Annotated in this window: 25 protein-coding genes and 1 riboswitch; of the genes, 8 read left to right on the forward strand and 17 right to left on the reverse strand. The window is 72.3% G+C overall.

Annotated features, from left to right (window positions below; genetic code table 11):
- Positions 1–141 precede the first annotated feature (141 nt).
- Positions 142–272, reverse strand: a riboswitch (FMN riboswitch).
- A gap of 173 nt (positions 273–445) precedes the next feature.
- Positions 446–1,228 carry an SDR family oxidoreductase gene (locus NUT86_RS07780; RefSeq protein WP_274734340.1) on the forward strand — a complete coding sequence of 261 codons (783 nt, stop codon included), beginning with the start codon at positions 446–448 and terminating at the stop codon, positions 1,226–1,228.
- Between the two features lie 220 nt (positions 1,229–1,448).
- Here the strand turns inward: NUT86_RS07780 and NUT86_RS07785 are convergent, their stop codons facing one another.
- Positions 1,449–2,837, reverse strand: coding sequence for an ROK family transcriptional regulator (locus tag NUT86_RS07785; protein ID WP_274734341.1), 1,389 nt, complete (start codon positions 2,835–2,837; stop codon positions 1,449–1,451).
- A gap of 70 nt (positions 2,838–2,907) precedes the next feature.
- On the opposite strand from NUT86_RS07785, the gene NUT86_RS07790 reads away from it, so the two are divergent.
- Complete coding sequence (locus tag NUT86_RS07790) at positions 2,908–4,140, forward strand: MFS transporter (RefSeq protein WP_274734342.1); 1,233 nt, start codon at positions 2,908–2,910, stop codon at positions 4,138–4,140.
- Between the two features lie 118 nt (positions 4,141–4,258).
- Here the strand turns inward: NUT86_RS07790 and NUT86_RS07795 are convergent, their stop codons facing one another.
- A complete protein-coding gene (locus NUT86_RS07795) occupies positions 4,259–4,765 on the reverse strand; it encodes an acyl-CoA thioesterase (RefSeq protein WP_274734343.1) in 507 nt (168 codons plus the stop codon).
- A 370-nt stretch (positions 4,766–5,135) separates the two neighbouring features.
- On the opposite strand from NUT86_RS07795, the gene NUT86_RS07800 reads away from it, so the two are divergent.
- Together NUT86_RS07800 and NUT86_RS07805 are read left to right on the forward strand one after the other, a co-directional pair.
- The gene (locus NUT86_RS07800; RefSeq protein WP_274734344.1) at positions 5,136–5,699 is read left to right on the forward strand and encodes a cysteine hydrolase family protein; all 564 of its coding nucleotides are present in this window, start codon (positions 5,136–5,138) and stop codon (positions 5,697–5,699) included.
- A 98-nt stretch (positions 5,700–5,797) separates the two neighbouring features.
- Complete coding sequence (locus NUT86_RS07805; protein ID WP_018087572.1) at positions 5,798–6,208, forward strand: RidA family protein; 411 nt, start codon at positions 5,798–5,800, stop codon at positions 6,206–6,208.
- An 81-nt stretch (positions 6,209–6,289) separates the two neighbouring features.
- Here NUT86_RS07805 and NUT86_RS07810 read toward each other — a convergent pair whose 3' ends face one another.
- Together NUT86_RS07810 and NUT86_RS07815 are read right to left on the reverse strand one after the other, a co-directional pair.
- A complete protein-coding gene (locus NUT86_RS07810; RefSeq protein ID WP_274734345.1) occupies positions 6,290–7,540 on the reverse strand; it encodes an erythromycin esterase family protein in 1,251 nt (416 codons plus the stop codon).
- Between the two features lie 443 nt (positions 7,541–7,983).
- Positions 7,984–9,369: a uracil-xanthine permease family protein gene (locus tag NUT86_RS07815; protein ID WP_018087574.1), complete on the reverse strand. Its 1,386-nt coding sequence runs from the start codon at positions 9,367–9,369 to the stop codon at positions 7,984–7,986.
- Between the two features lie 388 nt (positions 9,370–9,757).
- Between NUT86_RS07815 and NUT86_RS07820 the strand changes: the two genes are divergently transcribed.
- Both NUT86_RS07820 and NUT86_RS07825 read left to right on the forward strand, forming a co-directional pair.
- Complete coding sequence (locus tag NUT86_RS07820) at positions 9,758–10,393, forward strand: DUF5995 family protein (protein ID WP_037740677.1); 636 nt, start codon at positions 9,758–9,760, stop codon at positions 10,391–10,393.
- Between the two features lie 152 nt (positions 10,394–10,545).
- Positions 10,546–11,322 (forward strand): GNAT family N-acetyltransferase, encoded by a 777-nt coding sequence (locus tag NUT86_RS07825; RefSeq protein WP_274734348.1) that lies wholly within the window; start codon positions 10,546–10,548, stop codon positions 11,320–11,322.
- A gap of 54 nt (positions 11,323–11,376) precedes the next feature.
- Here NUT86_RS07825 and NUT86_RS07830 read toward each other — a convergent pair whose 3' ends face one another.
- The 3 genes from NUT86_RS07830 to NUT86_RS07840 form a co-directional block, all read right to left on the reverse strand.
- Positions 11,377–13,077, reverse strand: a complete 1,701-nt coding sequence (locus NUT86_RS07830; protein WP_018087577.1) for a flavin monoamine oxidase family protein — start codon at positions 13,075–13,077, stop codon at positions 11,377–11,379.
- A 98-nt stretch (positions 13,078–13,175) separates the two neighbouring features.
- Positions 13,176–13,991: a carbon-nitrogen hydrolase family protein gene (locus NUT86_RS07835; protein ID WP_018087578.1), complete on the reverse strand. Its 816-nt coding sequence runs from the start codon at positions 13,989–13,991 to the stop codon at positions 13,176–13,178.
- A gap of 196 nt (positions 13,992–14,187) precedes the next feature.
- Entirely contained in the window at positions 14,188–14,613 is a 426-nt protein-coding gene (locus NUT86_RS07840) for a MarR family winged helix-turn-helix transcriptional regulator (protein ID WP_266447288.1), read from the reverse strand.
- Positions 14,614–14,760: 147 nt separating this feature from the next.
- Between NUT86_RS07840 and NUT86_RS07845 the strand changes: the two genes are divergently transcribed.
- Positions 14,761–15,291: a MarR family winged helix-turn-helix transcriptional regulator gene (locus tag NUT86_RS07845; RefSeq protein WP_274734352.1), complete on the forward strand. Its 531-nt coding sequence runs from the start codon at positions 14,761–14,763 to the stop codon at positions 15,289–15,291.
- A 49-nt stretch (positions 15,292–15,340) separates the two neighbouring features.
- On the opposite strand, the gene NUT86_RS07850 is transcribed toward NUT86_RS07845, so the two are convergent.
- A complete protein-coding gene (locus NUT86_RS07850; protein ID WP_274734354.1) occupies positions 15,341–16,276 on the reverse strand; it encodes a LysR family transcriptional regulator in 936 nt (311 codons plus the stop codon).
- 294 nt (positions 16,277–16,570) lie between these two features.
- Between NUT86_RS07850 and NUT86_RS07855 the strand changes: the two genes are divergently transcribed.
- Positions 16,571–17,044, forward strand: a complete 474-nt coding sequence (locus NUT86_RS07855; RefSeq protein WP_274734356.1) for a nuclear transport factor 2 family protein — start codon at positions 16,571–16,573, stop codon at positions 17,042–17,044.
- Positions 17,045–17,049: 5 nt separating this feature from the next.
- Here the strand turns inward: NUT86_RS07855 and NUT86_RS07860 are convergent, their stop codons facing one another.
- The 9 genes from NUT86_RS07860 to fmt form a co-directional block, all read right to left on the reverse strand.
- A complete protein-coding gene (locus NUT86_RS07860; protein WP_018087583.1) occupies positions 17,050–17,505 on the reverse strand; it encodes an Lrp/AsnC family transcriptional regulator in 456 nt (151 codons plus the stop codon).
- A 10-nt stretch (positions 17,506–17,515) separates the two neighbouring features.
- On the reverse strand, positions 17,516–18,988 hold the full coding sequence (locus NUT86_RS07865; RefSeq protein ID WP_274740408.1) for an amino acid permease: 1,473 nt from the start codon (positions 18,986–18,988) through the stop codon (positions 17,516–17,518).
- Between the two features lie 382 nt (positions 18,989–19,370).
- Positions 19,371–20,834, reverse strand: coding sequence for a GuaB1 family IMP dehydrogenase-related protein (locus NUT86_RS07870; protein ID WP_274734359.1), 1,464 nt, complete (start codon positions 20,832–20,834; stop codon positions 19,371–19,373).
- A gap of 177 nt (positions 20,835–21,011) precedes the next feature.
- Entirely contained in the window at positions 21,012–21,455 is a 444-nt protein-coding gene (locus tag NUT86_RS07875; RefSeq protein ID WP_026169275.1) for a barstar family protein, read from the reverse strand.
- Positions 21,452–21,919 (reverse strand): ribonuclease domain-containing protein, encoded by a 468-nt coding sequence (locus NUT86_RS07880; protein ID WP_159489733.1) that lies wholly within the window; start codon positions 21,917–21,919, stop codon positions 21,452–21,454. Before NUT86_RS07880 ends, NUT86_RS07875 begins: the two co-directional genes overlap by 4 nt.
- A gap of 121 nt (positions 21,920–22,040) precedes the next feature.
- Positions 22,041–23,057 carry a sugar-binding transcriptional regulator gene (locus NUT86_RS07885; protein ID WP_018087588.1) on the reverse strand — a complete coding sequence of 339 codons (1,017 nt, stop codon included), beginning with the start codon at positions 23,055–23,057 and terminating at the stop codon, positions 22,041–22,043.
- Between the two features lie 220 nt (positions 23,058–23,277).
- On the reverse strand, positions 23,278–23,961 hold the full coding sequence (gene rpe, locus NUT86_RS07890; RefSeq protein WP_018087589.1) for a ribulose-phosphate 3-epimerase: 684 nt from the start codon (positions 23,959–23,961) through the stop codon (positions 23,278–23,280).
- A gap of 214 nt (positions 23,962–24,175) precedes the next feature.
- On the reverse strand, positions 24,176–25,609 hold the full coding sequence (locus tag NUT86_RS07895; protein ID WP_018087590.1) for an RsmB/NOP family class I SAM-dependent RNA methyltransferase: 1,434 nt from the start codon (positions 25,607–25,609) through the stop codon (positions 24,176–24,178).
- A 129-nt stretch (positions 25,610–25,738) separates the two neighbouring features.
- Positions 25,739–26,677: a methionyl-tRNA formyltransferase gene (fmt, locus tag NUT86_RS07900; protein ID WP_018087591.1), complete on the reverse strand. Its 939-nt coding sequence runs from the start codon at positions 26,675–26,677 to the stop codon at positions 25,739–25,741.
- Positions 26,678–26,870 lie beyond the last annotated feature (193 nt).

A 26,870-nucleotide genomic window follows, 5' to 3' on the forward strand; every position in this document is an offset into this window, starting at 1 on the left:
CCTCTCAGGGCACGGACTCCGGGGCTGTCTGGACGACAGAAGCGGAAACGACGCCACGGGAACACCGCGGCCGGAAATACACGGACCGTCCGGGAAAATAACCGGACGCGCCGCCGACGGCGGTGTACCGAAGCTCGCCCGCCGCGCACTGCCTCCCATCCGGACTTTCACCGTCGGTGCAGGAATTTCACCTGCTCAACCGGCCGCTGGCTGCGGACGGGTCGCGGACTGTTACCGCCGGTTCGGAATTACACCGACCCCGGAGTGCGCTGCTGCTCTTATGTCAGTACAGCTTCAGTCTGCCACGCCGCGTGGTCGCCCATGCGAGCGAAGCCCTGTGGGCTGCCTCACAGCCCCCGGCGCGCCACCCGTGTCACGGACCGCGCGCGTGAGGCGTCATAGCGGAGACGTCCCCCTCCCCTCTCCCCTCAAGGACTGATCCGCGATGGCGACAATTCTGGTGACCGGCGGCACGGGCACACTCGGGCGGCCCCTGGTGGACCGGCTGCTCGACGACGGCCATGACGTCCGGTCACTGAGCCGGCGGCCGCACACCGGCACGGAGCGCCCCCGGCCGCGGTCGTACGCGGTCGATCTGCGCGACGGCACGGGGCTGCCCGAGGCGATGGCGGGCGTGGACACGATCGTGCACTGCGCCACGACGCCGGCCGGCGGCGACATGGAGGCGGCGGGGCGGCTCGTCCAGGCGGCGAAGGCGGCGGGCATCCCGCACCTGGTGTACATCTCGATCGTCGGGGTGGACCGGGTGCCGCTCAGGTACTACCGCACCAAGCTGGCGGTGGAGCGGCTGATCGAGGACTCCGGCCTCGGCTGGACGGTGCTGCGCACGACGCAGTTCCACCATCTGGTGCTGCAGCTCATCAAGGCGGGCGCCCGGTCGCCGGTGCTGCCGGTGCCGACCGGGGTACGGGTGCAGCCGGTCGAGGTACGCGAAGTGGCCGCCCGGCTCGCCGGGTTGGCGGCCGGCGACCCGGCCGGCCGGGTCCCGGACATGGGCGGCCCCGAGGTGCTGAGCGCCCACGATCTCGTACGGGCCACGCTGGAGGCGGGCGGACGGCGCCGCCTCCTGCTCCCGCTGTGGCTGCCGGGCGCGTCCGCCGCCGCCCTGCGCCGCGGCGGAAACCTGACCCCGGAACACGCCGACGGGCAACACACCTATGCGGAATTCCTGGCGGAGAGGGCGGGTGGGGGGCTGATGGGCGGGTGAGGGGGTGACGGGGTGGGGGCCGGGGCCTGACGGGCGGGTGCGGGCCCGGCATGCGGGTGGGGGCCCGGCGTGTAGGTGAGGGCCGCGTGCGGGTGAGGGGGTGTCAGCACCCTCCCGTTCGGGTGTTCTCGGGAATACCGCCCGCCCCCGGCACGTTGTGGCCCGCGAGGGGCGCCCGCATCCCCTACGGGATCTGTTCCCACCCCCCTGACGGGTCACCTCAGGGACGGGGAGACACCCCCGGCCCCGCGGCCCCGAACAGCTCGTTCTGTGCGGCGTCCCGTGCGGCGAGTACCGCGCCGAGCAGCACCGCCCGTCCGCCGACCGCCCCCGCGCGTACGTCGGTGCGCAGCGGGGAGAGCCGGGCCAGATGGCCGGCGACCCGGTCGGCGAGCGCGGCGCCGCCGCCCCGGCCGATCTCCCCGCCGAGGACGACACACCCGGGGTCGAGTACGGCGCACACGGCCGCCACACCGAGGGCGATCCGCGCGGCCAGCGCGTCGAGGAACGCGGCGCCGGCGTCGCCGGCGGCCACGGCGGACCGGACGAGGGACTCGGCGGGCGGGGCCTCGGTGGGCGAGGCCCCGGTGGGCGAGGCCTCGGTGGGGGCCCCGGTGTCGGACGGGGGCTCGTGCGCCCCGCTGCCTGACGGGGGCTCGTTCGCCCCGGTGCCGGACGAGAGCTCGTGCACCCCAGTGCCGGGCGAGGATGCGTCCGCCCCCTTCGGGCCGACGGCGGCCCCGTACGGCATGCCGTGTTCCGCCGCGAGGGCGCAGATCGCGGCGGAGCCTGCCAGGGAGTGGAAGCCGCCGTCGCAGCCGCTCGCGGAGGGCAGCGCGCCGGTGCCGGGGACCGGCAGAAAGCCGATCTCGCCGGTGCCGCCCGAGGCGCCGCGCCGCAGTGCGCCGTCCAGGACCACGGCGGCGCCGGTGCCCTGGCCGAGCCAGAGCAGGACGAAGGTGTCGCGGTCGTGGGCCGCGCCGTCGCGCTGCTCCGCGATGGCGGCGAGATTGACCTCGTTCTCCAGCAGGACCGGTACACCCGTCCGCGCGCGCAGCGCGCCGACCAGTCCGACATGCCAGGACGGGATCCAGTCGGTGCCGCCGAACCGCCCGGTGGCGGGGTCGACCAGGCCGGGGGCGCCGACGGCGACGGTGTGCGGGGCGTGTGCGCCCGCCGCGGCAAGGGCCTTGTCCACGGCGGCGAGTGCGGTGGCGACGGCCGTATCGGGGGCGCCGTCCGGGTCGATGAGGACGGTGTGCTCGGCGCGTACCCGGCCCAGGAGGTCGGCCACCGCGACGGTGGCGCTGTGCGTCCGCAGATCGAGGCCGACGAGATGGGCCCGGTCGGCGACGATCCCGTAGAGCCGGGCATTGGGCCCGCGCCGCTGTGCGCCGCTCTCGCCGACCACGGTGATCAGCCCGGCCTCCTGGAGACGCTCGACGAGGTCCGCCACGGTCGGCCGGGACAGACCGGTCAGCGACTTGAGCTGACCTGCCGTCAACGGCCCCTCGGACTGCAGGAGTTGCAGGGCCAGACGATCGTTGATCAGCCGTGCGGTGGTCGGGGAGGCGGTGCGGCCGGCCGCTGCCGCGCGCGGTGGATGCATGGCGGGATTCTTTCATCCGGTCGGGCCAACACCCTTATTATCAGGCAAGGTTCCTGATAATTTACCGCCCATGGCTGGCAACGGCATCCCCGACGACCTCACAGCCCCGATCCCCCACCCCGGGCTGCGTCGCGCACGCTGGTCCGTCGCCGTGGTGTTCCTCATCCATGGCTCGGTCACCGGCAACTTCGCGACCCGCATCCCCTGGATCCAGGACCACACCGCTCTCTCACCGGGCCAACTCGGCCTGGCGCTCGCCTTCCCGGCGATCGGCGCGTCCCTGGCGATGCCGCTGGCCGGCCGGATCAGCCACCGCTTCGGCGCCCGCACGGCACTGCGCGGTCTGCTCGCCCTGTGGACCCTGTCCCTGGTCCTGCCCGCCCTCTCCCCCGGCCTGTACGCGCTGTGCCCGGCGCTGCTGATGTACGGCGCGGCCTCCGGGATGTCGGACGTCGCCATGAATGCACTGGGCGTGGAGACCGAGAACCGGCTCGGCAAACCGATCATGTCGGGGCTGCACGGTATGTGGAGCGCGGGCGCCCTGCTCGGCTCGGCGGCCGGCACCGTCGCCGCGCACGCCGGGTGGGACGCCCGGCTCCATCTGGCCGGTGCCGCGCTCGTACTGACCCTGCTCGGCGCGCTCGCCTGCCGGGGCGTACTGGATCTGCGCAGCGCCCCCGAGGAGCATCCGCCGCCGCGCTTCGCGCTGCCGCCGAGGTCGGCACTGGTCATCGGGGCCATAGGATTCTGCGCGGTCTTCGCGGAGGGCGCGGGCCTGGACTGGTCGGCGGTCTACCTCCGCGACGAGCTGGGCACCGACGCGGGTCTTGCGGCCGCCTCAACCACCGCCTTCGCATGCACGATGACCATCGCACGGCTGGCCGGGGACAAGGTGGTCGCCCGTTTCGGTGCGGTGCGTACGGTGCGGGCGGGCGGGGTGCTGGCCGCGGCCGGCGGTCTGCTGATCGTCGCGGCCCGGCATCCGGCCGTGGCGATGGGCGGGTTCGGCCTGATGGGCCTCGGGATCGCGGTGGTGGTCCCGCTGGCCTTCGCGGCCGCCGGACGGAGCGGCCCCGCGCCCAGCCAGGCGATCGCGGGCGTCGCCACGATCACCTACACCTCCGGCCTCATCGCACCCTCCGCGATCGGCGGGCTCGCCCAGGCGACCTCCCTGCCGGTGTCGTTCATGCTGGTCACGACGTTGGCGTGCGGGCTGGTGGCGGGGGCGCGGGTGCTGCGGGTGCCGAGTCGTACGGCGTCGGGCAGCGCCCCCGCGGTGACGGGAGACCTGGAGCGGTCGTGAGGACCGGCGGGCGACGACCCCGGTCGGTGTGTGGGACGGCGGCGTCCGGCCGGGCTCCCTCCGCGGTCGCCAGGACGCTTCTCCCCGTGGAAGCGTCCGCCCCACCTAGCGGCAAGGCTCAGGCCGCATCCGCCTCCGTACTCGTGCCCGCACCTGTGCCCGCGTCCGAGGTCTCCGGCCGGAGCAGACGGCCGGCGATGGCGCGGGCGCGGTCGGACCACGGGGTGGGGCGCAGCGTCTGCGCGTCGATGCGGACGAGCACCCGGTGGCCCCGGGCGTAGGTCTCGGCGCCGTCGGCCGAGCAGAGCCGGAAGCCGTAGGTGAGGCCGGTGCGGCCGAGGCGTTCGACCCACAGGTGCGCCGCGTAGTGGCCGGGCCGGGTGACCGAGCGCTCGTAGGAGACGTGCATCTCCTTGATGACATTGCACATATCGCCCGCGGCGGCCCAGTCGCCGTCGAAGCCGAAGCCCTGCTCGTGCCAGTACTCCGCCCAGGCGCGCTCGGCGAGCAGCGGGTAGCGGGAGTTGTGGAGCATGCCGAGCGCGTCGAGGTCGTCGAAGTGGACGGTGACGGGGACCAGTTCGCCGTACGGGACGGTGGTGGTCTGCAGGGGTTCGACGCTCACGGGTGGTGCTCCTGGTTTCTCGCGCCGAGCGGCGCTGTTGGTGCGAAGGGTGCTGTTGGGGTGGGTGGGGCTCGTGCGACGAGCCGGAGCCATCGTAAGCGGCTGCTTAGAGATGCTCTCCATCGGCCTGCTGAGGGGCGGGGCGATGACGCGCTGCGGCTGGACTGCGTGAAGTCCCACGGCCCGCTGCGCGCCTACTACGAGGCGCAGGGTTTTGTGCATCGCGGAGGTGTGCCGGTGGGCGGGGCCCGGGGCAGCGCCAGGACGACGGCCCGGTCACCTGAGGCGGCCGCTACGAGCCGGCCCTTGCCGGGAGATGCCCGTCGGGGTGAGGTAAGCCAGTGAACCCAACGAAGAACGGACGGTAAGCATGGCCAACAGCGCCCTCCTCGTGATGGATATCCAACAGGACATCGTGGACATCGTCGACGACGGCTCCGGATATCTGCCGCGCCTTCGTACAGCGATCGACGGTGCCCGGACGGCAGGTATCCCGGTGATCTACGTGGTCATCGGGTTACGGCCGGGCCATCCGGAAGTCGGCGCCCGCAACAGGGTGCTGAACGCCGCCGTGCAGGCCGGCCTCTTCGCCGAGGGCGCCCCCGGTACCGCGATCCACCCCGCCGTCGCGCCCCAGCAGGACGACATCGTGGTCACCAAAAGGCGGGCGAGTGCGTTCTCGGGCAGCGACCTCGACGTGGTGCTCAGGGCTCGCGGCATCGACAGCCTCGTTCTCACCGGCCTCTCCACCAGTGGCGTGGTGCTGCACACTCTGTGCCAGGCCAACGACCAGGACTTCGGCCTCACCGTCTTGGCGGATGCCTGCCTCGACACCGACCCCGAGGTCCACCGGGTCCTCACCGAAAGGCTGTTCCCGCAGTGGGCCGATGTGGTCGCCGTCGAGGACTGGCTCAAAGCCATCGCACCGCAGTAGTGGGAGGCCGTCGGCACCGCCCCGGAAATTGTGTCGAACGCGGGGTTGATCCTTGAGAAGGTCATGGGTGTCCCGGATCCACCGTGAGAGGAATGCCCATGCCGCGTGCCGTCACCTTGATTCGCTCTGCATCCCTGTCCGATGTCGCCGAGTACGCCTACGCGGCCACGGCACCGGCAGAGTCGCGGCTGATCTTCCTCGCCGGTGCCTGTCCGCTGAATGAGGACGGCTCCACCGCGGCGATCGGGGACGTCGCGGGGCAGGCGGCCAAGGCAGTGGAGAACCTCCGGACCGCGCTGGCGGACGCCGGTGCGTCGCTGCACGATGTCATCAGTACCCGCGTTCTCGTGGCCTCCTCCCGTCAGGAAGACCTGGTGACGGCATGGGAGGTGGTCCGGGACGCATTCGGTGAACACGATGTGCCCAGCACGCTGATGGGGGTCACCGTGCTCGGCTACAACGACCAGCTCGTAGAGATCGAATCGATCGCCGCCGTGCTCGATTCCTGAGCCGGCGGAGCCTCCTTGCGAGGGCGGCCTGCCGTCCCGCTCCCGCCCCCTGCCGTCTTTGGAGCCCTGTGCCCCGGGTGCTCAGGTCTCCAGGGACGGCAGGGGGCGGGAGCAGGTGGAGCGGGCGACGAAGGCGATGCCGTCGTAGTCCTCGGCCGGTACGAGCGGTGCCACGTGGAGGCGGTAGACGAACCGTGGGACGGCGGCGCCGAAGGTGCGCTGCATGTGCGGGGTGCGCAGCCACTGGGCGGTTTCGGGTGACGGGCCGTCGGTGCGCAGGTCGGCGTAGTAGTCGCCGGGGACGGCGGCCGCCAGACGCGCTTCGACGGATCGGATCCCGGTGCCGATGCGGTGGCGGACCGGCTGTCCTTGTGGGTCGTTGGTGCGGCGGGCGAGGAAGGAGCCTCTGCCGAAGAGCAGGGCCAGTGCGTAGTAGGCGTCGCCGTAGCGTTCCCTGAGTCTGCTGCCGAGTGCGGGCACTCCGTCGCCGTAAGTGCCTTTCGTGAGGTGTCCGTTGTGGGCCCAGACGATGACGCGTGCCTGGGGGTTGTCGTCGACGAGCCGCGTGACGGCGTCGGCCATGTAGCGGTCCCGGACGGCGAAGACGCTGTTCTCCCCGGAGGGCACGTCGAGAGAGCGGGTCACCAGATCGGCGGCGCGGGTGAGGATGCGCGCATGTTCCAGGGCCTCGTCCGCGGCGTCCGCTGTGGTGTGTTGGGCGAACTTTTCCCGGTTGTCCTCCAGGAAGCCGGCGAGTGCCTCGGCGCGGCGCAGGAGGGCCTGCTGCGGGTCGGGCCGGGAAGCGGGGTGGGCCTGCGCCAGCACCTCCAACTCGCGCACGTCCTCCGCTCGTTCGGGCGCCACCTGGCGCAGGAAGGCCGCGACCGCCTCGACCGAGTCGGCGCAGCGCTGGGGATCGATGCCGACGAGGCGCACCTGCCGGCCTTCGGGGAGGCCGCGGTTGTGGGCGCGCAGCCACTCGACGAGGTCGAGCATCTCCTCGGTGCGCAAGGTCCAGAACCCCAGGCGGGTGATCAGGCGCGCGGGGTCCCCGGTGCCGTGCCGCACGTATGCGTCCAGGGCGCGGGCGGCGGATGCGCTGGCTTCCAGGGCGAGGGTGGTGAAGCCCGCCTCGCGCACCAGGAATTCCACGATCCGGTGCTTGAGGCGGAAGAACTCGCGGGTGCCGTGGGTGGATTCGCCCAGGCCGACGATCCGCACGTCCCGCAGGGTGGTGCCCAGGGGTTCGAGGTCCTGGTGGGGAGCGCCGGGTGTCAGCGAGCCGAGTGGGCTGGCGTGCTCGGTCAGCCAGCGGGCGATGTCATCGGGCACCGTGGTGCGTCTCCTCCCTGCGTACGGCCGGGCGGCACCTGGGCGCGCCCGTACACCCGCACCTGACCGTGCGTCTGCTCCTGCTCCTGCTCCCGGCAGGCGGCATGCCGCCTGCGGCGAGGATGTCCTGGAGGTCTTGCACGGCGTCCGGGTGTCCGTGCTCGGAGTACATGCCGGAGACGTTGACGACAACTTCGTCCACGCCCGCCCGGCCACATTTCGGCCAACTGCAGTTGCAGAGTGCGACACGGAGCTGTCGCATGCCCGCGTGCCGGCCAGTCACGGCCACCGTCCCGCCACCCCGGCACACCGACGGGTTCTACGTCCTCAACAGCTGGGACGGCCTTCCCCACCCCTCCGCCAGGCCTTTTACCGCCGTACGAGACTCCTGCATCGGCGGACAGCGCCGGTGGACCACATCGGTGAGCGGGGCGCTGCGGACATCAGCGCTCGCCGTCGGTGGGCTCGTTGTAGTCGCTGGTCCCGCCGTCGAGGAGCGGCGTGTCCCGGCGGCCCGCCACTCCGGAGAGCCAGCGCAGGGAGTGGTAGCCGGTGAGCACGGTGAGCGTCCCCAGCGCGATGCCATTCAGCTCGAAGTTCTCGGTGAACTTCAGCGAGACGCCGCCGATGGCGATGATGATCCCGGCCGCCGCAGGAATGAGGTTCAGGGGGACCGAGAAGTCCACCTTGTTCCGCACCCAGATCTGGGCTCCCAGCAGGCCGATCATGCCGTACAGGATGACGGTGATACCGCCCAGCACCCCGCCGGGGATCGCCGCCACCACCGCGCCGAACTTGGGGCACAAGCCGAAGAGCAGGGCGAAGCCGGCCGCCGCCCAGTAGGCCGCGGTGGAGTAGACCCTGGTGGCCGCCATGACGCCGATGTTCTCGGCGTAGGTCGTGGTGGCGGGGCCGCCTACCGCGGTCGACAGGACCGTCGCGGTGCCATCGGCCATGATGGCCATGCCCATCTTGTCGTCCAGGGGATCACCGGTCATGGCGCCGACCGCCTTGATGTGTCCGGCGTTCTCCGCGATCAACGCGACGAGGACCGGCAGCGCGACGAGGACCGCGGAGGCGGAGAAATTCGGTGCGTGGAAGGTGGGAACGCCGATCCAGTCCGCCTTTTCGACGCCGGAGAAGTCGATGCGCCAGTGGTCCGTGAGCTTGCCCGCACCATTGACGGAATGAATCTTTCCCGCGGTGCGGTCGAGAATCCAGGACAGCGCATAGCCGAAGACCAGGCCCAAGAAAATGGCGATTCGTGACCAGAAGCCCCGGAGCACGACGAGAGCGAGTCCGGTGAACAGCATCGTCGCCAGCGCCGTCCACTGGTCCTGGGGCCAGTACGTGGACGCCGTGACGGGGGCGAGATTGAAGCCGATCAGCATCACGACCGCGCCCGTCACGGTCGGCGGGAGCACCGCGTGGATCACCCGGGCTCCGACGACATGGATGGCGATGCCGCAGCCGGCCAAGCAGGCGCCCACCACGAGCATCGCGCCGGTCAGGGTGCCGGCGTCACCCCCCTGGCCCGCGATCACGACGGACACGCCCACGAAAGAGAGCGAGGAGCCCAGGTAGCTGGGGATGCGTCCGCGGGTGATCACCAGGAACAGTGCGGTGGCGACACCCGACGCCATCAGGGCGAGGCTGGGATCCAGCCCCATGAGCACGGGGGCGACGAAACACGCCCCGATCATCGACACCACGTGCTGGGCGCCGAGTGCGATCGTCCGCCCCCACGTCAGGCGCTCCCCGGGTCTGACCACCTCGCCGGGCTTCAGATGCCGCCCGTCCCCATGCAGTTTCCATCCGAAGCCGGCCATGATCACTCTCCACTCTGCGACGCCCTGCACGTCACAGAGCCGAGGTGATTCATAGTCGAACGACTGCTTCGGGACAAACTGAAGCCGAGGGGAATCGAGTGGTCCGGGGAATGCGGGTTTCCCGGCCCGGCCGCGGGCACCACCGTCCGCGGCACAAGCGGGCGCGCCGCCCATTACCCCGTTCCGGTCATCGACGACCGGCAAACCTCACTATCCGCAATTCCACTGTCACGCTGAGTGCATGACGACGACTCAGAAATGCGGCGGTCCCAGGCCCGGCACCGGCCCCGGCCCCGGCCGTGCGGCACCGACCGGGGGGTGCGCCGCCCGCCCTCCGACCGGCGCGGGGCCCACGGCCACCAAGGGTGTGGCGGAGGTGCTGGCCCGGATGCGGGCGCTGGCCGCGGGGCTGCCCGCCGAGGACGGGGTGGCCGTCTTCAACGGGGTCTATCTGACCGTCACCGAAGCGGTGGCACGGCGCATCGGGGACGGCACGTTCCAGGACCCGGCGGCCGCGGGCGAGCTGGACATCCGCTTCGCGCGGCGCTACTTCGACGCGGTGGATGCCGCGGCAGCCGGGCTGCGGCCGCCGGCCTGCTGGCGGCCGCTGTTCCAGCTCCGCCGTCATCCGGGGGTGCGTCCGCTGCAGTTCGCGCTGGCCGGGATCAACGCCCATATCGGGCACGACCTGGCGCTGGCCGTGCTGGACACCTGCCGGGCGCTGGAGTGCGAACCGGCGGCGCTGGAGCACGACTTCGACCGGGTCGGCGGGGTGCTGACGAGCCTGGAGGAGCGGATCCGTGAGCTGCTGATGCCCGGCCCCGATGTGCTGGACGTCGCCGATCCGCTGACGCATCTGATCGGTTCGTGGAGCCTGGACAAGGCCAGGGACGGCGCCTGGGTGGCGGCCAGGGCGCTGTGGAGCGTCCGCCGGCTGCCGGATGTGGCGGAGGAGCTCACCGAGCGGCTGGATGCCGGGGTGGGCCTGGTCGGGCGGATGCTGCTGACTCCGCTGCCCGGCTGATCCTGGCCCCGCACGGGCCGTCACTGCGCCGCGCTCCCCCGAACTCCCTTGTGGTCCATACGGCGGCGCGGGCGGCCGGGATCCAGGACACGCCCTGGTCCTAGGATGCCGGGCGAAGGATCGGGGCGTTACAGGGCGGAGGGTTCCCGGCAGTGAACGGCACGGCGTCGGTGAGCGGCACGGCATCGGTGCGCGGCCTGCAGGAGAGAGCGGCCCGGGCGCTTCCGGCTGAGCGCATCGAGGACGTGGCGGGGTGGCGGCTGCGCCACGCCCCCAGCTGTTCGTGGTGGGTGGGCACGGTGCTGCCCCATGCTGCGGCCGGGCCGGGCGCCTTGACGCGGCGGATCCTCGGGGCGGAGGAGTTCTACGCCGGTCATCACGCCGTCGCGCGGTTCCAGATCAGCCCGGGTGCGTGTCCGGACGGGCTCGACACGGTCCTGGCGGAGCGTGGTTACCTCCGGGAGAGCCTGATGTCACTGCAGGTGGCGCGGGCCGCGGAGGTCGTGGCGCAGGCGCCGCCCGGCGCGCTGCGGGTGCGGGTGGAGGACCGCCCGACGTCCGCGTGGTTCGACAGCTGGTACGCCGTGCACGGCCACGGCGGGGACCCCCAACCCGAGTGGGACCTGCTCGCCCGGGTGGCGCAGCCGTCCGCCTACGCCCGTGCCATGGCAGGGGACGAGGTGGTCGCGGTGGGCCGCGCAGTCGCCGACACCGGCTGGGCGGGAGTCTTCGGTATGGCCACGCTTCCCGCCGCACGCGGGAAAGGCGCGGCCCGCGCGGTGCTCGCCGCGCTGGCCGGCTGGGCCGGGGCACATGCGGCCGACCACATGTATCTCCAGGTGGAGCACGACAACGCCCCGGCCCTCCGGCTGTACGGGCGGGCGGGCTTCCGCGAACGGTGTGGTTACCACTACCGCACCGCGGGGTGAGCCCCGAGGGCGCAGAAGTGGATCACCCGGTGTGATCCACTTCTGCAACACGCCTCAGTCCTCGGGCAGTTCGACCGGCGCGATCTCGTCGTACACATCGCCCGGCCCCGGGTTGGTGGCGTCCGTCGCGCCGCCGAAGTGGTGCATCACGCCCCACACCGCGTTCAGCGCGGTCTGCACCGCGCCCTCGGCCCAGCCCGCCGTCCAGGAGATGTCGTCGCCCGCGAGGAACAGGCCCCGCTTGTCCTCGGGGAGACGGTCCTGCATGAAGTGGGTGAACAGGCGCCGCTGGTAGCGGTAGTGGCCGGGCAGGTTCGCCTTGAAGGCCCCCATGAAGTACGGCTCGTTCTCCCAGGACACGGTGACCGGGTTGCCGATGATGTGCTTGCGGATGTCGACCTTCGGATAGATCTCCGAGAGCGACTTCAGCATGACCTCCATCCGCTCGTTCGCCTCCAGCGGCAGCCACTTGAGGCTGTCGTCGCACCAGGTGTAGGAGAGGCAGATGACGGCGGGTTCGTCCGGTCCGTTGTCGAGCAGGTAGGTACCGCGGGTCATCCGGTCGGTCAGCGTCATCGACATGACGTCCCGCCCCGTCTCCTCGTCCTTGTCGAGCCAGAAGGGCCGGTCGACGGGCACGAAGAGCTTGCTGGACTCCATGTAGTGGGTGCGCTCCATCGCCGTCCAGTGGTCGATGGGGAACAGCGAGTCGTCGCAGGCGATCTTGCTGAGCAGCATCCAGGACTGCGCGGTGAAGACGGCGGCCTCGTAGGTGCGGATGTCGCCGTCGGCGTCGGTGACCGTGATGCGGTTGCCGGCGGTCCGGTTCAGCCGGGTCACCGCGGGCCGGGGCGCACCGTCGTGCAGCGACGACAGCGAAGTGCCCGGCGCCCAGTGCACGATCTTCTGCGGCTCGCGCTCCCACAGGCGCAGCGGCAGCTGCTGGCTGCCGCCGACGATGCCGCGGTGGTGGTCGTCGGCCTCGGTGTAGACGACCCGCAGGATCTCCAGGATGGAGTTGGGGAAGTCGGTGTCCCAGCCGCCGGTGCCGAAGCCGACCTGACCGAAGATCTCCCGGTGGCGGAAGGACTTGAAGGCCGTCGAGTCGCAGAGGTAGCCGTAGAAGGTCTGGTTGTCGAGCTTCTCGACGAGCCGGGACCAGATCTCGCGGATGCGCGGGACATCGCGCTCCCGGATCGCCTGGTTCATGTCGGAGAAGTCCGCGCCCTCCTCCAGGCAGGCGTTCCAGGCGTCCATGACCTGGTGGTAGACCTCGGGGAGGTCCTCGACCGTACGGGCGTAGTGCGACTCGCCCTTGAGGTCGACGACGGTCGACGGGGTGTCCGCCGCCAGCGGGTTGGGGAACGGCGTGGTCTTCAGGTCCACCAGGTCGATGTAGTGCTGGAGCGCCGTCGAGGACGGCGGGAAGCGCATCGCGCCCATCTCGGCGGTCAGGCCGGCGCCCTCGGCCCCGGTGCCGTCGAAGCCGACGGTCCGCAGCCGGCCGCCTATCTGGTCCGCCTCGTAGACGACGGGCTTGAGGCCCATCTTCATCAGCTCGTAGGCGGTGATGATGCCGGAGAGGCCGCCGCCGATGACCGCGACCTCCTTGCCGTGCTCGGTCGCGGGGACCTGGCCGAGGCCCGCCGGGTGGGCGAGGAAGTCGTCGTAGGCGTACGGGAAGTCCGGGCCGAACATGGTGATCGGCGGCTGGGCATCCGCGTGGTGGGCGGCGGTGGGCACCGTGGACGTCATCGGGGACGGACTCCTTGCAGACAGGGCACAGCAGGCAGGGCAGCGCAGGCCGGGTGGGCCGGCCTGCGGCGGATCGGTGGGGGCGGAGCGGGGTCAGGTCACGTCAGCGGGCCGTACAGCTCGGGCCGGCGGTCGTGCAGATAGGGGTTGTCCGCCCGGGATTCCTTCAGGAAGGCGGGGTCGACCTCGGCCCGGACCAGCTGCTCGGTGCGGCCGGCGCGGGTGCGGACCACACCGTCCGGACCGGCCAGGCAGCTGAGGCCGACGAACTCGAACTCGCCTTCCGCGCCGACCCGGTTGACGTACGCGACGTACATCTGGTTCTCGAAGGCGCGGACCGGGATGACGGACTCGGGGACGAACTGGAAGGGGTGCATCTGGGCGGTGGGCACCAGCAGCAGATCGGTGCCGGCCAGTGCATGGGCCCGGACGTTCTCCGGGAACTCCACGTCGTAGCAGATCATCACGCCGATCCGGAGCCCGGCCAGTTCGGCCTGGACGACGGCCCGCTCCCCCGGGGTGAACCACTCGCGCTCGAAGCAGCCGAAGAGATGGGTCTTGCGGTAGTTGGCGAGGCGCTCGCCCGCGGGGCCGATGAGCTGCGCGGAGTTGTACACCGCGGTGCTGTCGCTCTCGTCCTGCGCGGCGCGCTCGGGGTAGCCGTAGAGCACCGCGATGCCGTGCTCGGCGGCGATCTTCCCGATGGCCCGGGCGCTGTCGCCGTCGGCGGTCTCCGCGAGGCGGTGGACGTCGCCGCCGATGGCATAGCCGGTCAGGAACAGCTCGGGGCAGGCGAGCAGACGGGCGCCGGTCGCCGCCGCCTCGCGGGCCGCGTCCTGGAGCACCCGCAGATTGTGCGCGACATCGCCGGGCCGTCCCGAACTCTGGAGCAGGGCGGTGTGCAGCGACGTCATGGGACCCCTCGGCGGGACGGTGCGGGCGGACGCATTGACGGTACGGGCCGCCGGTGACCCGGGACAAGGCGCCACTGTTGCGTCCCGATGGACGATTCATTGCGTATTCAAGGGACTGTGCGGTGATTCGTTGCGCCCGTGCCGGAGCGGGCCCGGACGGCTGCCCGCCCGGCGGCCCGGCGCGCAGGACCGCAGGTCAGCGCCCGGGAGTCAGGTTGGCGGTCATCCGGTCGAGGACGGTCACGGTACGGAGGTAGTCGTCGTCGGTCAGTCCGCGCATCAGGCGGGCGCGGCCGGCGTCCACCAGGGTGGCGACCTCGGCATGGGTCCGCCGGCCGGCCTCGGTGAGCGCGAGGGTGTCGCCGTCGGCGGTGAGCCGGCCACGGGCGATCAGGGCACCGGCGACCTCGTCGAGAGTGCGCGCCCCCGGCTCCCAGAAGGGCTCCAGCAGCCCGCTCAGCACCGGCCGGGCGAGCGGCCCCTGGAGCGCCAGGCTGTGGAGCACCTGCCAGTCGCGCCGGGTCAGCTCATGCGCGGACAGGGTGCGGGCGAAGTCCTCGGTGATCAGGGCGTCGAGGGCCTTGAGGTAGTAGCCGAGAGGTTTCAGCGGGGTGGTGGTCATGGCGGCTGCCTCCGGAAGGGGAGTGGGGGCGGGCATGCCCTGAGTCCGCCCGCCCCGCGGATCGCAAGGTACATGCACAATGACAAGTACTTGTCTCCGAGTATTCTTCTGTCCGGGGTGAGGGGCAAGGCATTTACGGCGAGCGGGATGAGGGAGCGGGTGCGGATGCGGGAGGCGGAGCGGGACGGGGCGGCCGACGCCAAGGAGGCAGAGGTCGCGGCGATCGAGCGCGCGATGGTGGCCCTGCGCCGGAGCGCCGCCCGCCGGACGCTGGCCCGGCGGGCGGCGCGGCAGGGCGGGGGGCCGGTGCCGGAGGGCGCCGCGTTCGACGTACTGGATGTCGTGGAGGCCGCCGAGGAGCGCGGGGAACCGGCGGGGGTACGGGAGGTGGCGGACGCACTGCGGGTGGACCAGCCGCGGGCGAGCAAGCTGGTGGCGGCCGCCGTACAGGCCGGCCATCTCCGCCGCGAGGCCGATCAGGCGGACGGCCGGCGCACCCTGCTGGCCGTGACACCGGCCGGGCGGGAGCTGCTGGAGGCGGCGCACGCCTTCCGCCGCTCCGTGGTGGCGCGGGTGACCCGGGACTGGCCGGCCGCCGAACGCGCCGCCTTCGCCCGGCTGTTCACCCGCTTCATGGACGACTTCGGCGCGGCGAACGGGCCCTCCGGAGAGGACTGACGGGCCGGCGCGGCCGGGGCAGCCGGGGCGGCAGGGGCAGTCGGGGCGGTCAGACCTCGGCGGGCGGTACGTCCCGCACGGCCTCCCGTACCGTCTCCCTTACCACCCCGCGCAGCCAGCGGTGCCCCGCGTCGGCCTCCTGGCGCGGGTGCCAGGCCATCTCCATGGTCATCGGCGGCAGTTCGAGCGGGATCGGCAGTGTGCGCAGCCCCAGCGAGCGGACCGTTGCCGCCCCGGCCCGCTCGCTGGTCAGGCCCACCGCATCGCTGTCGCGGACCATCATCAGCGACGCGGTGAAGGTCGGGACGGTGGCGATCACCTTGCGTCGCAGCCCGCGTGCGGCGAGCGCCGCGTCGACGGGGCCGGTCAGCCGGCCGCGACGGGAGAAGTTGATATGGGAGGCGTCGGCGAAGCGGCGCGCGGTGAGGGTCCCGGTGGTCAGGGGGTGGCCGTCGCGCACCACCGCGACACTGCGGTCGACGAACAGCTCCTCCGTGACGATCTCCGGCTCAGGGCTGTCGATGACGCCGAGCTCCAGGTCCGCGGCGCCGTCCCGCAGCAGCGGCAGATCGACATAGCTCTCGCCGAGGAAACGCAGCACGACCTGCGGCGCTTCCCGGGCGACGCGGGCGACCAGGCGCGGGCCGACGGCGGTGACGAAGAGGTCGTTGGCGTTGATGGTGAACACCCGGGCCAGCTGGGCCGGGTCGGCCGGTGCGGACGGGGCCAGCACGCCCTGTGCCGCCTCCACCAGCCGGCGCACCTCGGCCCTGATTTCCAGGGCGCGCGGGGTGGGCACCATATGGCGGCCGGCGCGCACCAGGACGGGGTCACCGGTCGTGCGGCGGATGCGGCCGAGGGTGCGGCTCATGGCCGGCCCGGAGAGCCCGAGCCGGTCGGCGGCCGCGGTCACACTCTGCTCTTCGAGCAGGGCGTCCAGCGCCGTCAGCAGGTTGAGGTCGATGTTTGCGTTTCGCGCAATCATGGCGTCCCTACCTTGCGTGTGAGGTCAACTGACCGGACTCTAGCGTCCCCGTCATGACCTCGGCCGCTTTCCTCCCGCCTCCGCGACCGTCCGCGCCGGCCCGCGGGGAGGAGGGCGGTCACGACGTACGGCTCGCCCGCCGCCGCGCGAGGGACTCCGGACTCCGGGGCACGCTACGGGAGTTGGGCACCTCTGCGGCGAACGTCCGCGCACGGGCACACGGGCGCACGGGCAAACGGAGGGCACAGGCCGGCCCTTGACCTGAAGCGCGCTTGAGGTAGCAGGATCGCCGCCATGGACACCGAAGTGATGCAGCGCCGCCTGCAGTACCTGACCGACCGGGCCGAGATCGGCGACCTGATGGACCGCTATCTCCGCTCCCTGGACGAGGGGCGGTTCGACGAGGCCTGGGCCCGCGCCTTCCACACCGAGGACGTCACCGCCGAGCTCCCCATCGGCACCGTCCACGGACGGGAGGCCCTGCTGCGGCACGTCGGCGCCGCGATGGCGCTGTTCGAGCGGACCGTGCACCTGGGCACCAACGCCGTCATCGAGACCGACGGCGACCGGGCCACCGCCCGCGGCGCCCAGCTGAGCACCCATGTCCTCGCGGACGGCTCCGGGGAGGTCTTCGTCTCGGCCGGGCATGCCGACAACGAACTGGTCAGGACCGCGGACGGCTGGCGGATCGCTCGTATGTCCCTGCGCATCGCCTGGACGCAGGGGACGCCGCCGGGGCGGCCGGCCGGCCCGGCGGCGGAGGGCTGAGCGGGTCAGCCCGGTGCGCCCGAGCTGTAGCGCCGCAGCAGCGGCGAGAGCACCAGCACGGACTTCGTCCGCTCCACGAACGGCTCGCCCGCGATCCGCTCCAGCACCCGCTCGAAGTGCCGCATGTCGGCGGCGAAGACCTGGACGACGGCGTCCGCCTCACCGGTGACGGTGGAGGCGGACGCCACTTCCGGGTAGCGCGACAGACCGCGGTGGATCGCCTCGGGCGAGGTGTTGCGGCGGCAGTAGAGCTCGACGAACCCCTCGGTCTCCCAGCCGAGCGCGGCCGGATCGACCCGTACGGTGAATCCGGTGATCGCGCCGTCCGCCCGCAGCCGGTCCACCCGGCGTTTGACGGCCGGTGCGGACAGCCCGACCTCCTGGCCGATGTCGGCATAGCTGCGGCGGGCGTCCTCGGCGAGGGCGTGGACGATGCGTTCGTCGAGATCGTTCAGTCGCACTGCGGGTGGATCACTTCTCTGCGGTGGCCAATCGGGAGCGGCGCAAGCCGTATCCGAAGTAGACCACAAGGCCCACGGCCATCCAGACACCGAAGACCACCCAGGTCACGGCGCCGAGGCTGCCCATCATGTACAGGCACAGCACAAAGCCGATCGCCGGGAAGAGCGGCGAGAGCGGGGTGCGGAAACTGCGCGGCATGTCGGGCCGGGTGCGGCGCAGCACGATCACCGCGACATTGACCAGCGCGAAGGCGAACAGGGTGCCGATGCTGGTGGCGTCGGCCAGCTCGCCCAGCGGGACCGCCGCGGCGAGCACTCCGCAGAACAGCGAGACGATCACGGTGTTGGCGCGCGGCGCACCGCTCTTCGGGTGCACCTTGGAGAACACCTTCGGCACCAGCCCGTCCCGGGACATCGCGAACAGGATGCGGGTCTGGCCGTAGAGCACGGTCAGCACGACGCTGGCGATGGCGATGACCGCGCCGAAGGCGAGCAGCACGGCCCACCAGCTCTGGCCGGTGACCGTCTTCATGATCCCGGCCAGCGCGGCCTCGGAGCCCTCGAACTTCTGCCAGGGCATCGCGCCCACGGCGATCGCCGCGACCAGGCAGTACAGCGCGGTGACGATCACCAGCGAGAGCATGATCGCCCGCGGCAGGTCGCGCTGCGGGTCCTTGGCCTCCTCACCGGCGGTGGAGGCGGCGTCGAAGCCGATGTACGAGAAGAACAGGGTCGCGCCGGCGGCGCTGACGCCCGCCATGCCCATCGGGAAGAAGTTCGCGTAGTTGCCGGAGCGCACGCCCTGGATGGCGACACCGCAGAACAGCAGCAGCGCGGCGATCTTGACGACGACCATGAACGTGTTGGCACGGGCGCTCTCCTTGGCCCCGCCCAGCAGGAACACCATCGCGAGCAGCACGACCAGCAGGGCCGGCAGGTTGAAGACACCGCCGTCACCGGGCGGCTGGGACAGCGCGTCCGGGATGGTGAAGCCGAAGACGCCGTCGAGCAGCTCGTTCAGGTACTGGCCCCAGCCCACGGCGACGGCCGCGACCGAGACGCCGTACTCCAGGATCAGACACCAGCCGCAGACCCAGGCGACCAGCTCACCGAGGGTGGCGTAGGCGTAGGAGTACGACGATCCGGAGACCGGGATGCTGCCGGCCAGCTCCGCGTAGGACAGTGCGGAGAACAGGGCGGTGACACCGGCGATCACGAAGGCGACGATGACCGCGGGTCCGGCGTCCGGGACGGCCTCGCCGAGGACCACGAAGATGCCGGTGCCGAGCGTGGCCCCGATGCTGATCATGGTCAGCTGCCACATGCCCATCGAGCGCCGGAGCGTTCCCCCCTCCCCCTTGCCGCCCTCGGCGACCAGCCGCTCGACGGGCTTGCGCCGCATCAGCCGGGTGCCGATACCTCCGGAGGAGGGGGGCCGGGGGTCGCTGTCCCCTACGGGTGGGGATGCGCCGTGCTCCAACACTGGGGTGGCTCCTTTATCGCTGCCGATCAGATGACGGGTACGGATGGCGGCGACCAGCAGCGGTCGGTACACGGGCATGCCGGAGCACCCCGCAGCAGGAGACCGCCGAGCAGGCGGTCTCCGCCACTCCACGTACAGCGCTTGACCTTACGGCCCGCCGCTGACCTGCCGTAATGCAGGTTCCTTGCGCAACAGTGCACGATCGTTGCGCACCCGCGCGGCGGGCGGTCGTTCGTTGCGCGCCGGCGTCCGATCGTACGGGTTCCCGCGGAGTGGTACGGACCGGGGCCCCGGGTTCCACTTACCCGAACGGCCCCGCACCGGGTCGGTGCGGGGCCGTTCACGCGGCAGTGGCGGGGCCGGTGAACGGCCCCGTGACGCGTCAGTTCCAGCTGTCGTGCAGCGGCTTGCCCTCGGCGTAGCCGGCGGCGCTCTGCACACCGACCACGGCCTTCTCGGCGAACTCCGCCAGGGAGGCCGCGCCCGCGTAGGTGCAGGAGCTGCGGACACCCGCGATGATCGAGTCGATCAGGTCCTCGACACCGGGGCGCGCCTGGTCGACGAACATCCGCGAGGTGGAGATGCCCTCCTCGAAGAGCCCCTTGCGGGCCCGGTCGTAGGCCGACTCGTCGCTCGTGCGGTTGCGCACGGCACGGGCGGAGGCCATACCGAAGCTCTCCTTGTACGGCCGGCCGTCGGCGGTGTGCTGGAGGTCACCGGGCGATTCGAGGGTGCCGGCGAACCAGGAGCCGATCATGACGTTGGACGCGCCCGCGGCCAGCGCCATGGCGACATCGCGGGGGTGGCGGATACCGCCGTCGGCCCAGACGTGCTTGCCGAACTTCTTGGCCTCGGCGGCGCACTCCAGCACCGCGGAGAACTGCGGCCGGCCGACGCCGGTCATCATCCGGGTGGTGCACATCGCGCCCGGTCCGACGCCGACCTTGATGATGTCCGCGCCGGCCTCGATCAGATCGCGGACGCCGTCGGCGGAGACGATGTTGCCCGCCACGATCGGGACCTGCGGGTCCAGCGCCCGGACCGCCTTGATCGCGCTGATCATGGACTCCTGGTGGCCGTGCGCGGTGTCCACGACGAGCGTGTCCACACCGGCGGCCAGCAGGGCCTTGGCGTGGCCTGCCACATCGCCGTTGATGCCGACGGCGGCCGCGATCCGCAGCTTGCCGTCGGCGTCCGTGGCGGGGGTGTACAGGGTGGCGCGGAGGGCGCCCTTACGGGTGAGGATGCCGACCAGCATGCCGTCCGCGTCGACCGCGGGCGCGAGCTTGCGGTTGGCGGCGTCGAGGCGGTTGAAGGCCTCCCGCGGGTCGATGTCCGCGTCCAGGACCAGCAGGTCCTTGGTCATGACCTCGGCCACCTGGGTGAAGCGGTCCACCCCGGCCAGGTCGTGCTCGGTGACGACGCCGACCGGGCGGCCGCCCTCGACGACGATGCCCGCGCCGTGCGCCCGCTTGGGCAGCAGCGACAGGGCGTCGGCCACCGTCGCGACCGGGGACAGCACGATCGGTGTGTCCAGTACCAGATGACGGCGCTTGATCCAGGTCACGACGTCGGTGACGACATCGAGCGGGATGTCCTGCGGAATGACGACCAGGCCACCACGGCGGGCAACGGTCTCGGCCATCCGGCGGCCGGCGATCGCCGTCATGTTGGCGACCACGAGCGGGATGGTGGTCCCGGTCCCGTCGTGCGAGGACAGGTCCACGCCCTGGCGGGAGCCGACGGCGGACCGGCCGGGCACCATGAACACATCGTCGTAGGTCAGGTCGTAGGGCACCGAAGAACTCTCTTCGAGCGCGCCGTTCTTCGGGTTCAGGAATCGCATATGGCCAGGATACGGGCCCTGACCAGGGGTCATATGATTGTCTGAGCACTCCGCCGGCCGTGTGTGCGATCCCCCAAGAGGCCCCGTGGCACCCGGTGTGTCCCTGCCGCGCCGGGATGATCTGCCCCGGCGGCGGACCACACGGCATCGCCGCTGGTCGGGCCGCCGCGGCCGGCGCTAGGCGCCCTGCCGGGCCCGCCCCCTGGCCATGATCACGGCCAGGCCGGTGTCCGTGTCACGCCAGTAACCCACCGCGTCCGCCAGCACACCCTCGACGATGCTCCACTCATCGGGCGCCGCGGCCGCATAGCCCTGCCAGCCCGTCACCACGAGCAGCCGGCCGCGGTCGGCGGGGCACCAGGACAGATCGGTGAGGCAGTCGGCGAGCGCGTCCCAGTTGCGGCCGAACCAGTCCGGCAGCCGCAGCGCGCGGACGCACCGCTCCATGAAGGCGGCCTTGTCCGCGACCCCGTCGAGATCCAGGGACGTACCGGTCCAGCCGGCGTCCCGCCCGGCGGCCAGCGCATCCGCCACCGCGCGCTCCGCGGGCCAGGGCAGCACTCCCGGGGGCGTGCTGCCGTCGAGCACCGCCGCGAGCGGCCGGGGCACGGGAGCCGTCATCGGAGCACCGCCTTGAAGGACCGGTAGTGATCGTCGGTGTAGTAGGTCTCATGGCCTTCACCGGTGACGAGCCGGCGGGCGCCGCGGTCCGGTGAGCCGGGCGTGGGGACCGTGTACTCGTGGTAGTAGCCGCGCGGGTGACGGGGCAGCAGTCGCTCGCGGTTGCCGAAGACCGTTCCGTCCTGGGCGTACGGGAAGGGTCCGCCGGCATCGATGAGGCGCAGGGTGTCCCGTGCCTGGGAGGGCAGCGCGCCGACCGGAACGGCCGGCATGCCCTGCACCCAGTCCGGAAGGCCGGAGGCGCTCGGCGTACCGCCCACGGCCGTGGCGGTGGACCGTGGCGCGCCCTGCGAACTCCCGTTGTCACCACCGCCCGTGGAACACCCGGTCAGCACCAGGAGCAGCCCGGCGAGCAGCGCGCCGACGATGGCGGCGGCGCGGCGCGGGGAGAAGCGGATCACCATGCGCCGATGCTGTCACAGGCCCGCGCAGGCTGCTCGTCGATGACCGCGCCCCGGGTGCCCGCGGGCGGCACGGCACCGGCCTGCCGCGGGCGCCCCGCGCCACGCCGGGCTCCGGCGTATGTCACGCCCCGTCAGGGTCCGCCCGGTCGAGTGCGGGGCGCGGCCCGGGGCCGGTCTCCAGCAGCAGATGGTCGGCCGCCGCGGTGTCCGTGACCAGGCTCGTCACCAGCCCGGAGCGCAGCACCGCACCGATCGCGGCGGCCTTGCGCCGGCCGCCCGCGATGGCGACGACCTCCGGGATCCGGCGCAGCCGGTCCGCCTCGACCGTGATGCACCGCTCGCCGAGGTCCCGGCCGATCCGCCGCCCCTCGGCGTCGAAGAGGTGCGCCGACATCTCGGCGGCGGCACCCAGCGAGGCGTAGTGCTCCCGCTCCTGCTCCGTCAGCATGTCGTAGACGGTCGAGACGCCCGGCTCCCAGGAGCCGATGGAGACACAGGCGACGGTGACCTTGTCGAAGTAGTCGAAGGCGCGGGCAATGCCGGTCTGCCGGCGCAGCGCCTCGGCCGTCGCCGAGTCGGGCAGCAGCATCGGCGCATAGATCGGGTGGGCCTCGCCCCCGGCGACATCGGCCGCGCGGCGCACCGCCTCGACGGAGCCGCGGTCGGCGGTCCCCGCGTCGTAGACACCGGTCAACTGCACGACGGTGCACGGCGGGAGGCGGTGCAGCGCGGCGGCCATATGGATGGTCGAGCGGCCCCAGGCCAGCCCCAGCACATCGCCCTCGGCGACGAGCTCGCCCAGCAGGTCGGCCGCGACCTCGCCGAGGTTCTCCGGGTCGGCGGCGTCCTCGGGCGGGGTCTGGCCGCCGAAGGCGGGGGGAGCGTCGGCGGGCGACTCGACGACCACCGCGTGCCGCAGGCCGTAGCGGGCCCGCAGGGCGTCGGAGCGTTCGGCGTCCAGCTCGGAGGGCACCCGGATCTCGATCCGTACGAGATCACGCTCCAGCGCCGTCTCCAGCACCCGTGCGACCTTGAACCGGCTGACGCCGAATTCCTCCGCGATCTGAATCTTCGACTTGCCCTCAAGATAGAAACGGCGGGCCATGGCCGCGGCCTGCACCAGCTCGGCAGGGCCCATTCCGGACTGTGGGCGGCTGGCTACCACGAAATTCTCCCCTTTTGCGCATCTGATCGAGTCTTTGCTCATCCTTTCAGAAACCCGGGGGCAACGGGGACCATCACCGCCCCGACCCTCGTGAACGCTCGGTGGCGCCACGGCCAAGGGGCGGCACGGCCGCACCACGGCGGGATTTCCCTGGCCGGAACCGGCCGGTCCGCCCGCGCCCCCGTTCCGGAATTCAGTGCGCGCAGCCCCAGCCCGCCGCCGCGGTCGCCGTCTCGGCCTTTTCGCGCAGGTCCCGGACCGCCTTGGCCGGATCGTCCGCGCCGTACACCGCGGAGCCGGCCACGAACACATCGGCGCCCGCCTCCGCGCACCGCTCGATGGTCTCCGCCGAGACCCCGCCGTCCACCTGGAGCGCCAGCTCCAGACCGTGCCGGGAGATCAGCTCACGAGTACGGCGGATCTTCGGCAGCATGATGTCCAGGAACGCCTGGCCGCCGAAGCCCGGCTCCACGGTCATGATCAGCAGCATGTCGAGCTCGGGCAGCAGATCCTCGTACGGCTCGATCGGCGTGGCCGGCTTCAGCGCCATCGACGCCCGCGCCCCCTTGGCCCGGATCTCCCGCGCCAGCCGCACCGGCGCGGCCGCCGCCTCCACATGGAAGGTCACGGACCCGGCCCCGGCCTCGATGTACTGGGGTGCCCAACGGTCCGGGTCCTCGATCATCAGGTGCAGATCGAGCGGGGTGTCCGTCGCCTTGCTCAGCGACTCGACGACCGGCACACCGAGGGTGAGGTTCGGGACGAAGTGGTTGTCCATGACGTCGACGTGCAGCCAGTCGGCGCCCTCCACGGCCTTCGCCTCCTCGGCGAGCCGGGCGAAGTCTGCGGACAGGATGCTGGGGTTGATCAAGGCCATGCCCCCAGTATGGCGTGCTGCCGGGGGGCCGTCGGAGGCGGGACGGTCGCGGGCTGCGGACGAGGGGCTCCACTCCCGCACGCCGGGCGGGCGGGCGTGGAGCGCCTCGTCCGCACGGCAGGGCGGGCGCCGCAATGAGCCCGCCCCCGGTACGAACCGGGGACGGGCTGAAAGTTGCTCACCCGGGGGCGCGAGAAGAGGAGACAGCGGCCCCTCAGGCCGTCCGGCGCAGCAGGGCCAGGTACATCGCGTCCGTGCCGTGCAGATGTGGCCACAGCTGGACGTCCGGGCCGTCGCCGAGGGCCGGGACGCCGGGCATCAGGGGGCGGGCGTCGATCCACTCCACCTCGACCGGCTCGCCGCCCCGGCCCTTGAGGACGTCGTCCACCACGGCCCGGGTCTCGGCGGGGTGCGGTGAGCAGGTCGCATAGCCGACGACGCCGCCGACCCGCACCGCCGCGAGCGCCTGCCGCAGCAGTTCGCGCTGGAGCGGGGCGAAACCGTCCAGGTCCTCCGGGCGGCGTCGCCAGCGTGCCTCCGGCCGGCGGCGCAGTGCGCCCAGACCGGTGCACGGCACGTCCACCAGGACCCGGTCGAAGGCGCCGGGCCGCCAGGCGGGGCGGGTGCCGTCGGCCGCGATGACCGCGTACGGGCCGGGGTTGCCCTCCAGGGCCCGGGCCACGAGACGTGCGCGGTGCGGCTGCTTCTCCGACGCCAGCAGGGCGGCGCCGCGCTGCGCGGCGAGCGCCGCCAGCAGCGCCGCCTTGCCGCCGGGGCCGGCACAGCCGTCGAGCCAGGCGCGGTCGGAGCCCTCGACGGGAGCGTTCGCCAGCGCCAGGGCGACGAGCTGGCTGCCCTCGTCCTGCACCCCGGCGCGCCCCTCACGGACCGGGTCCAGTGCGCCGGGCTCACCGCCCTCCGCGAGCCGCACCGCGTACGGGGACCAGCGCCCGGGGAGCGCGCTCTCCTCGCCCACCACCGCCAGCAGCTCCTCGGCGGTGGAGCGGCCGGGCCGGGCCACCAACGTCACCTCGGGGCGTTCGTTGTCCGCCTCCAGCAGGTCCTCGATGCCGGCCCGGCCGCCGCCGAGCGCGTCCCAGAGGGCCGAGACGATCCAGCGGGGGTGCGCATGCACGATGCCCAGGTGGTCCTCGGGGTCCTCGTCGTACTCCGGGGCGACCCGCTCCAGCCAGCCGTCCAGATCATGGGCCGCGATCTTGCGCAGTACCGCGTTGACGAACTTCGCCCGGCCGTCGCCCAGCACCACCCGCGCCAGCTCGACGCTGGCGCTCACCGCGGCATGCGTCGGGATACGGGTACCGAGCAGCTGGTGCGCCCCGAGGGTCAGCACGTCCAGGACCGGTGGGTCCACCTCCCGCAGCGGCCGGTCCACGCACTGCGCGATGATCGCGTCATAGGTCCCCTGCCGCCGCAGCGATCCGTAGACCAGCTCCGTCGCCAGCGCCGCGTCCCGGGCGTCGAAGTCGCCGCCCTCACGCGCCTTGCGCAGCAAGGGCGGCAGGACCAGATTCGCGTAGGCGTCGCGCTCGTCGACGGCCCGCAGCGCCTCGAACGCGAGGATCCTGACCGGGTCCTTCTGCGGGCGGCGATAGGGCTTGCTGGGGCGACGGCGCGGCTGCTGACTCACAGAAAAGGTGCTCCGGATACGAGATGAGGGGTCCGTCCCAGCCTACGCGGGCCCGCCGGCCCGAGCGCGCGGGGCGGCGGGACCCGGACCGGGCCCGGGGGCGGCGGCCCGAGGGCCCACGATGAGGGGTCAGTCCCCCAGCTGCTCCCCGCCCTCGATACGCACTCCGCGTGCCCAGTCCGCCGCCTTCATCGGCTTCTTGCCCTGCGGCTGGACCCAGATGAGTTCCACGGGGTGACTGCCGGTACCGACGTACACCGCCTTCTTCGTGACGGCGAGTGCGCCGGGCGCCAGGTCCAACTCCGCGTGGTCCGCGGCGGAGACGGCCGACATCAGCTTGAGGCGCTCGCCGCGGAAGACCGTCCAGGCGCCGGGCGCGGGCGCGCAGCCGCGGATCACCCGGTCGACGCGGAGCGCGGGCGCCGCCCAGTCCACCTTCGCGTCCTCGACCTCGATCTTCGGGGCGAGCGTGACACCCTCGGCAGGCTGCGGCACCGCCTGCAGCGTGCCGTCCTCGACGCCGTCCATCGTCGCCACCAGCAGCCCGGAACCGGCGAACGCCAGCCGGGTGAGCAGATCGCCGCTGGTGTCCGTCGGCCGGACCTCCTCGGTCAGCACCCCGAAGACCGGGCCGGAGTCCAGGCCGGTCTCGATCTGGAAGGTCGAGGCACCGGTCACCTCGTCGCCCGCGAGCACCGCATGCTGCACGGGCGCCGCGCCCCGCCAGGCGGGCAGCAGCGAGAAGTGCAGATTGACCCACCCCTTCGCGGGAATGTCGAGCGCGGCCTTCGGCAGCAGCGCCCCGTAGGCGACCACGGGGCAGCAGTCCGGCGCGATCTCCCGGAGCCGGGCCAGAAAGTCCTCGTCGCGCGGCTTGGCGGGTTTGAGCACCTCGATGCCCGCCTCCTCCGCACGCTCCGCGACGGGGCTGGCGACCAGCTTCCGGCCGCGGCCGGCGGGGGCGTCGGGCCGGGTCACCACGGCCACGACCTCGTGCCGGTCCGAGGCGATCAGGGCATCGAGGGCGGGTACGGCGACCTCGGGGGTGCCGGCGAAGACAAGCCTCATGGGTGGCGAACTACCTCTCACACGCAACGGAACGACGCACCAGTCTATGGGTCCGCCGCAGGCCATGGGCGGTGCATCCAGGGGGCGTACACGATTTCCCGCGCCTCGTACGGAAGCTCGTACGCCCCCATACCGTGACCAGAGCCGCTGCTGTCGCGTTGGTCAAACAGCATTGACCCGACCGGGCCGCTTT

This window comes from Streptomyces sp. G7(2002) (assembly GCF_028870195.1).
In the GTDB taxonomy this organism is placed as follows: domain Bacteria; phylum Actinomycetota; class Actinomycetes; order Streptomycetales; family Streptomycetaceae; genus Streptomyces; species Streptomyces nigrescens.

Bases quoted from the DNA above. Each gene is read 5' to 3' on its own strand.
- NUT86_RS07815 (WP_018087574.1), bottom strand. From the start codon at position 9,369: ATGGCCGGCTTCGGATGGAAACTGCATGGGGACGGGCGGCATCTGAAG.
- NUT86_RS07820 (WP_037740677.1), top strand. From the start codon at position 9,758: ATGCGGGCGCTGGCCGCGGGGCTGCCCGCCGAGGACGGGGTGGCCGTC.
- NUT86_RS07805 (WP_018087572.1), top strand. From the start codon at position 5,798: ATGCCGCGTGCCGTCACCTTGATTCGCTCTGCATCCCTGTCCGATGTC.
- NUT86_RS07835 (WP_018087578.1), bottom strand. From the start codon at position 13,991: ATGACGTCGCTGCACACCGCCCTGCTCCAGAGTTCGGGACGGCCCGGC.
- NUT86_RS07830 (WP_018087577.1), bottom strand. From the start codon at position 13,077: ATGACGTCCACGGTGCCCACCGCCGCCCACCACGCGGATGCCCAGCCG.
- NUT86_RS07845 (WP_274734352.1), top strand. From the start codon at position 14,761: ATGAGGGAGCGGGTGCGGATGCGGGAGGCGGAGCGGGACGGGGCGGCC.
- NUT86_RS07800 (WP_274734344.1), top strand. From the start codon at position 5,136: ATGGCCAACAGCGCCCTCCTCGTGATGGATATCCAACAGGACATCGTG.
- NUT86_RS07885 (WP_018087588.1), bottom strand. From the start codon at position 23,057: ATGGGCCCTGCCGAGCTGGTGCAGGCCGCGGCCATGGCCCGCCGTTTC.
- NUT86_RS07870 (WP_274734359.1), bottom strand. From the start codon at position 20,834: ATGCGATTCCTGAACCCGAAGAACGGCGCGCTCGAAGAGAGTTCTTCG.
- NUT86_RS07875 (WP_026169275.1), bottom strand. From the start codon at position 21,455: ATGACGGCTCCCGTGCCCCGGCCGCTCGCGGCGGTGCTCGACGGCAGC.
- NUT86_RS07840 (WP_266447288.1), bottom strand. From the start codon at position 14,613: ATGACCACCACCCCGCTGAAACCTCTCGGCTACTACCTCAAGGCCCTC.
- NUT86_RS07880 (WP_159489733.1), bottom strand. From the start codon at position 21,919: ATGGTGATCCGCTTCTCCCCGCGCCGCGCCGCCGCCATCGTCGGCGCG.
- NUT86_RS07855 (WP_274734356.1), top strand. From the start codon at position 16,571: ATGGACACCGAAGTGATGCAGCGCCGCCTGCAGTACCTGACCGACCGG.
- NUT86_RS07780 (WP_274734340.1), top strand. From the start codon at position 446: ATGGCGACAATTCTGGTGACCGGCGGCACGGGCACACTCGGGCGGCCC.
- fmt (WP_018087591.1), bottom strand. From the start codon at position 26,677: ATGAGGCTTGTCTTCGCCGGCACCCCCGAGGTCGCCGTACCCGCCCTC.
- NUT86_RS07785 (WP_274734341.1), bottom strand. From the start codon at position 2,837: ATGCATCCACCGCGCGCGGCAGCGGCCGGCCGCACCGCCTCCCCGACC.
- NUT86_RS07850 (WP_274734354.1), bottom strand. From the start codon at position 16,276: ATGATTGCGCGAAACGCAAACATCGACCTCAACCTGCTGACGGCGCTG.
- NUT86_RS07790 (WP_274734342.1), top strand. From the start codon at position 2,908: ATGGCTGGCAACGGCATCCCCGACGACCTCACAGCCCCGATCCCCCAC.
- rpe (WP_018087589.1), bottom strand. From the start codon at position 23,961: ATGGCCTTGATCAACCCCAGCATCCTGTCCGCAGACTTCGCCCGGCTC.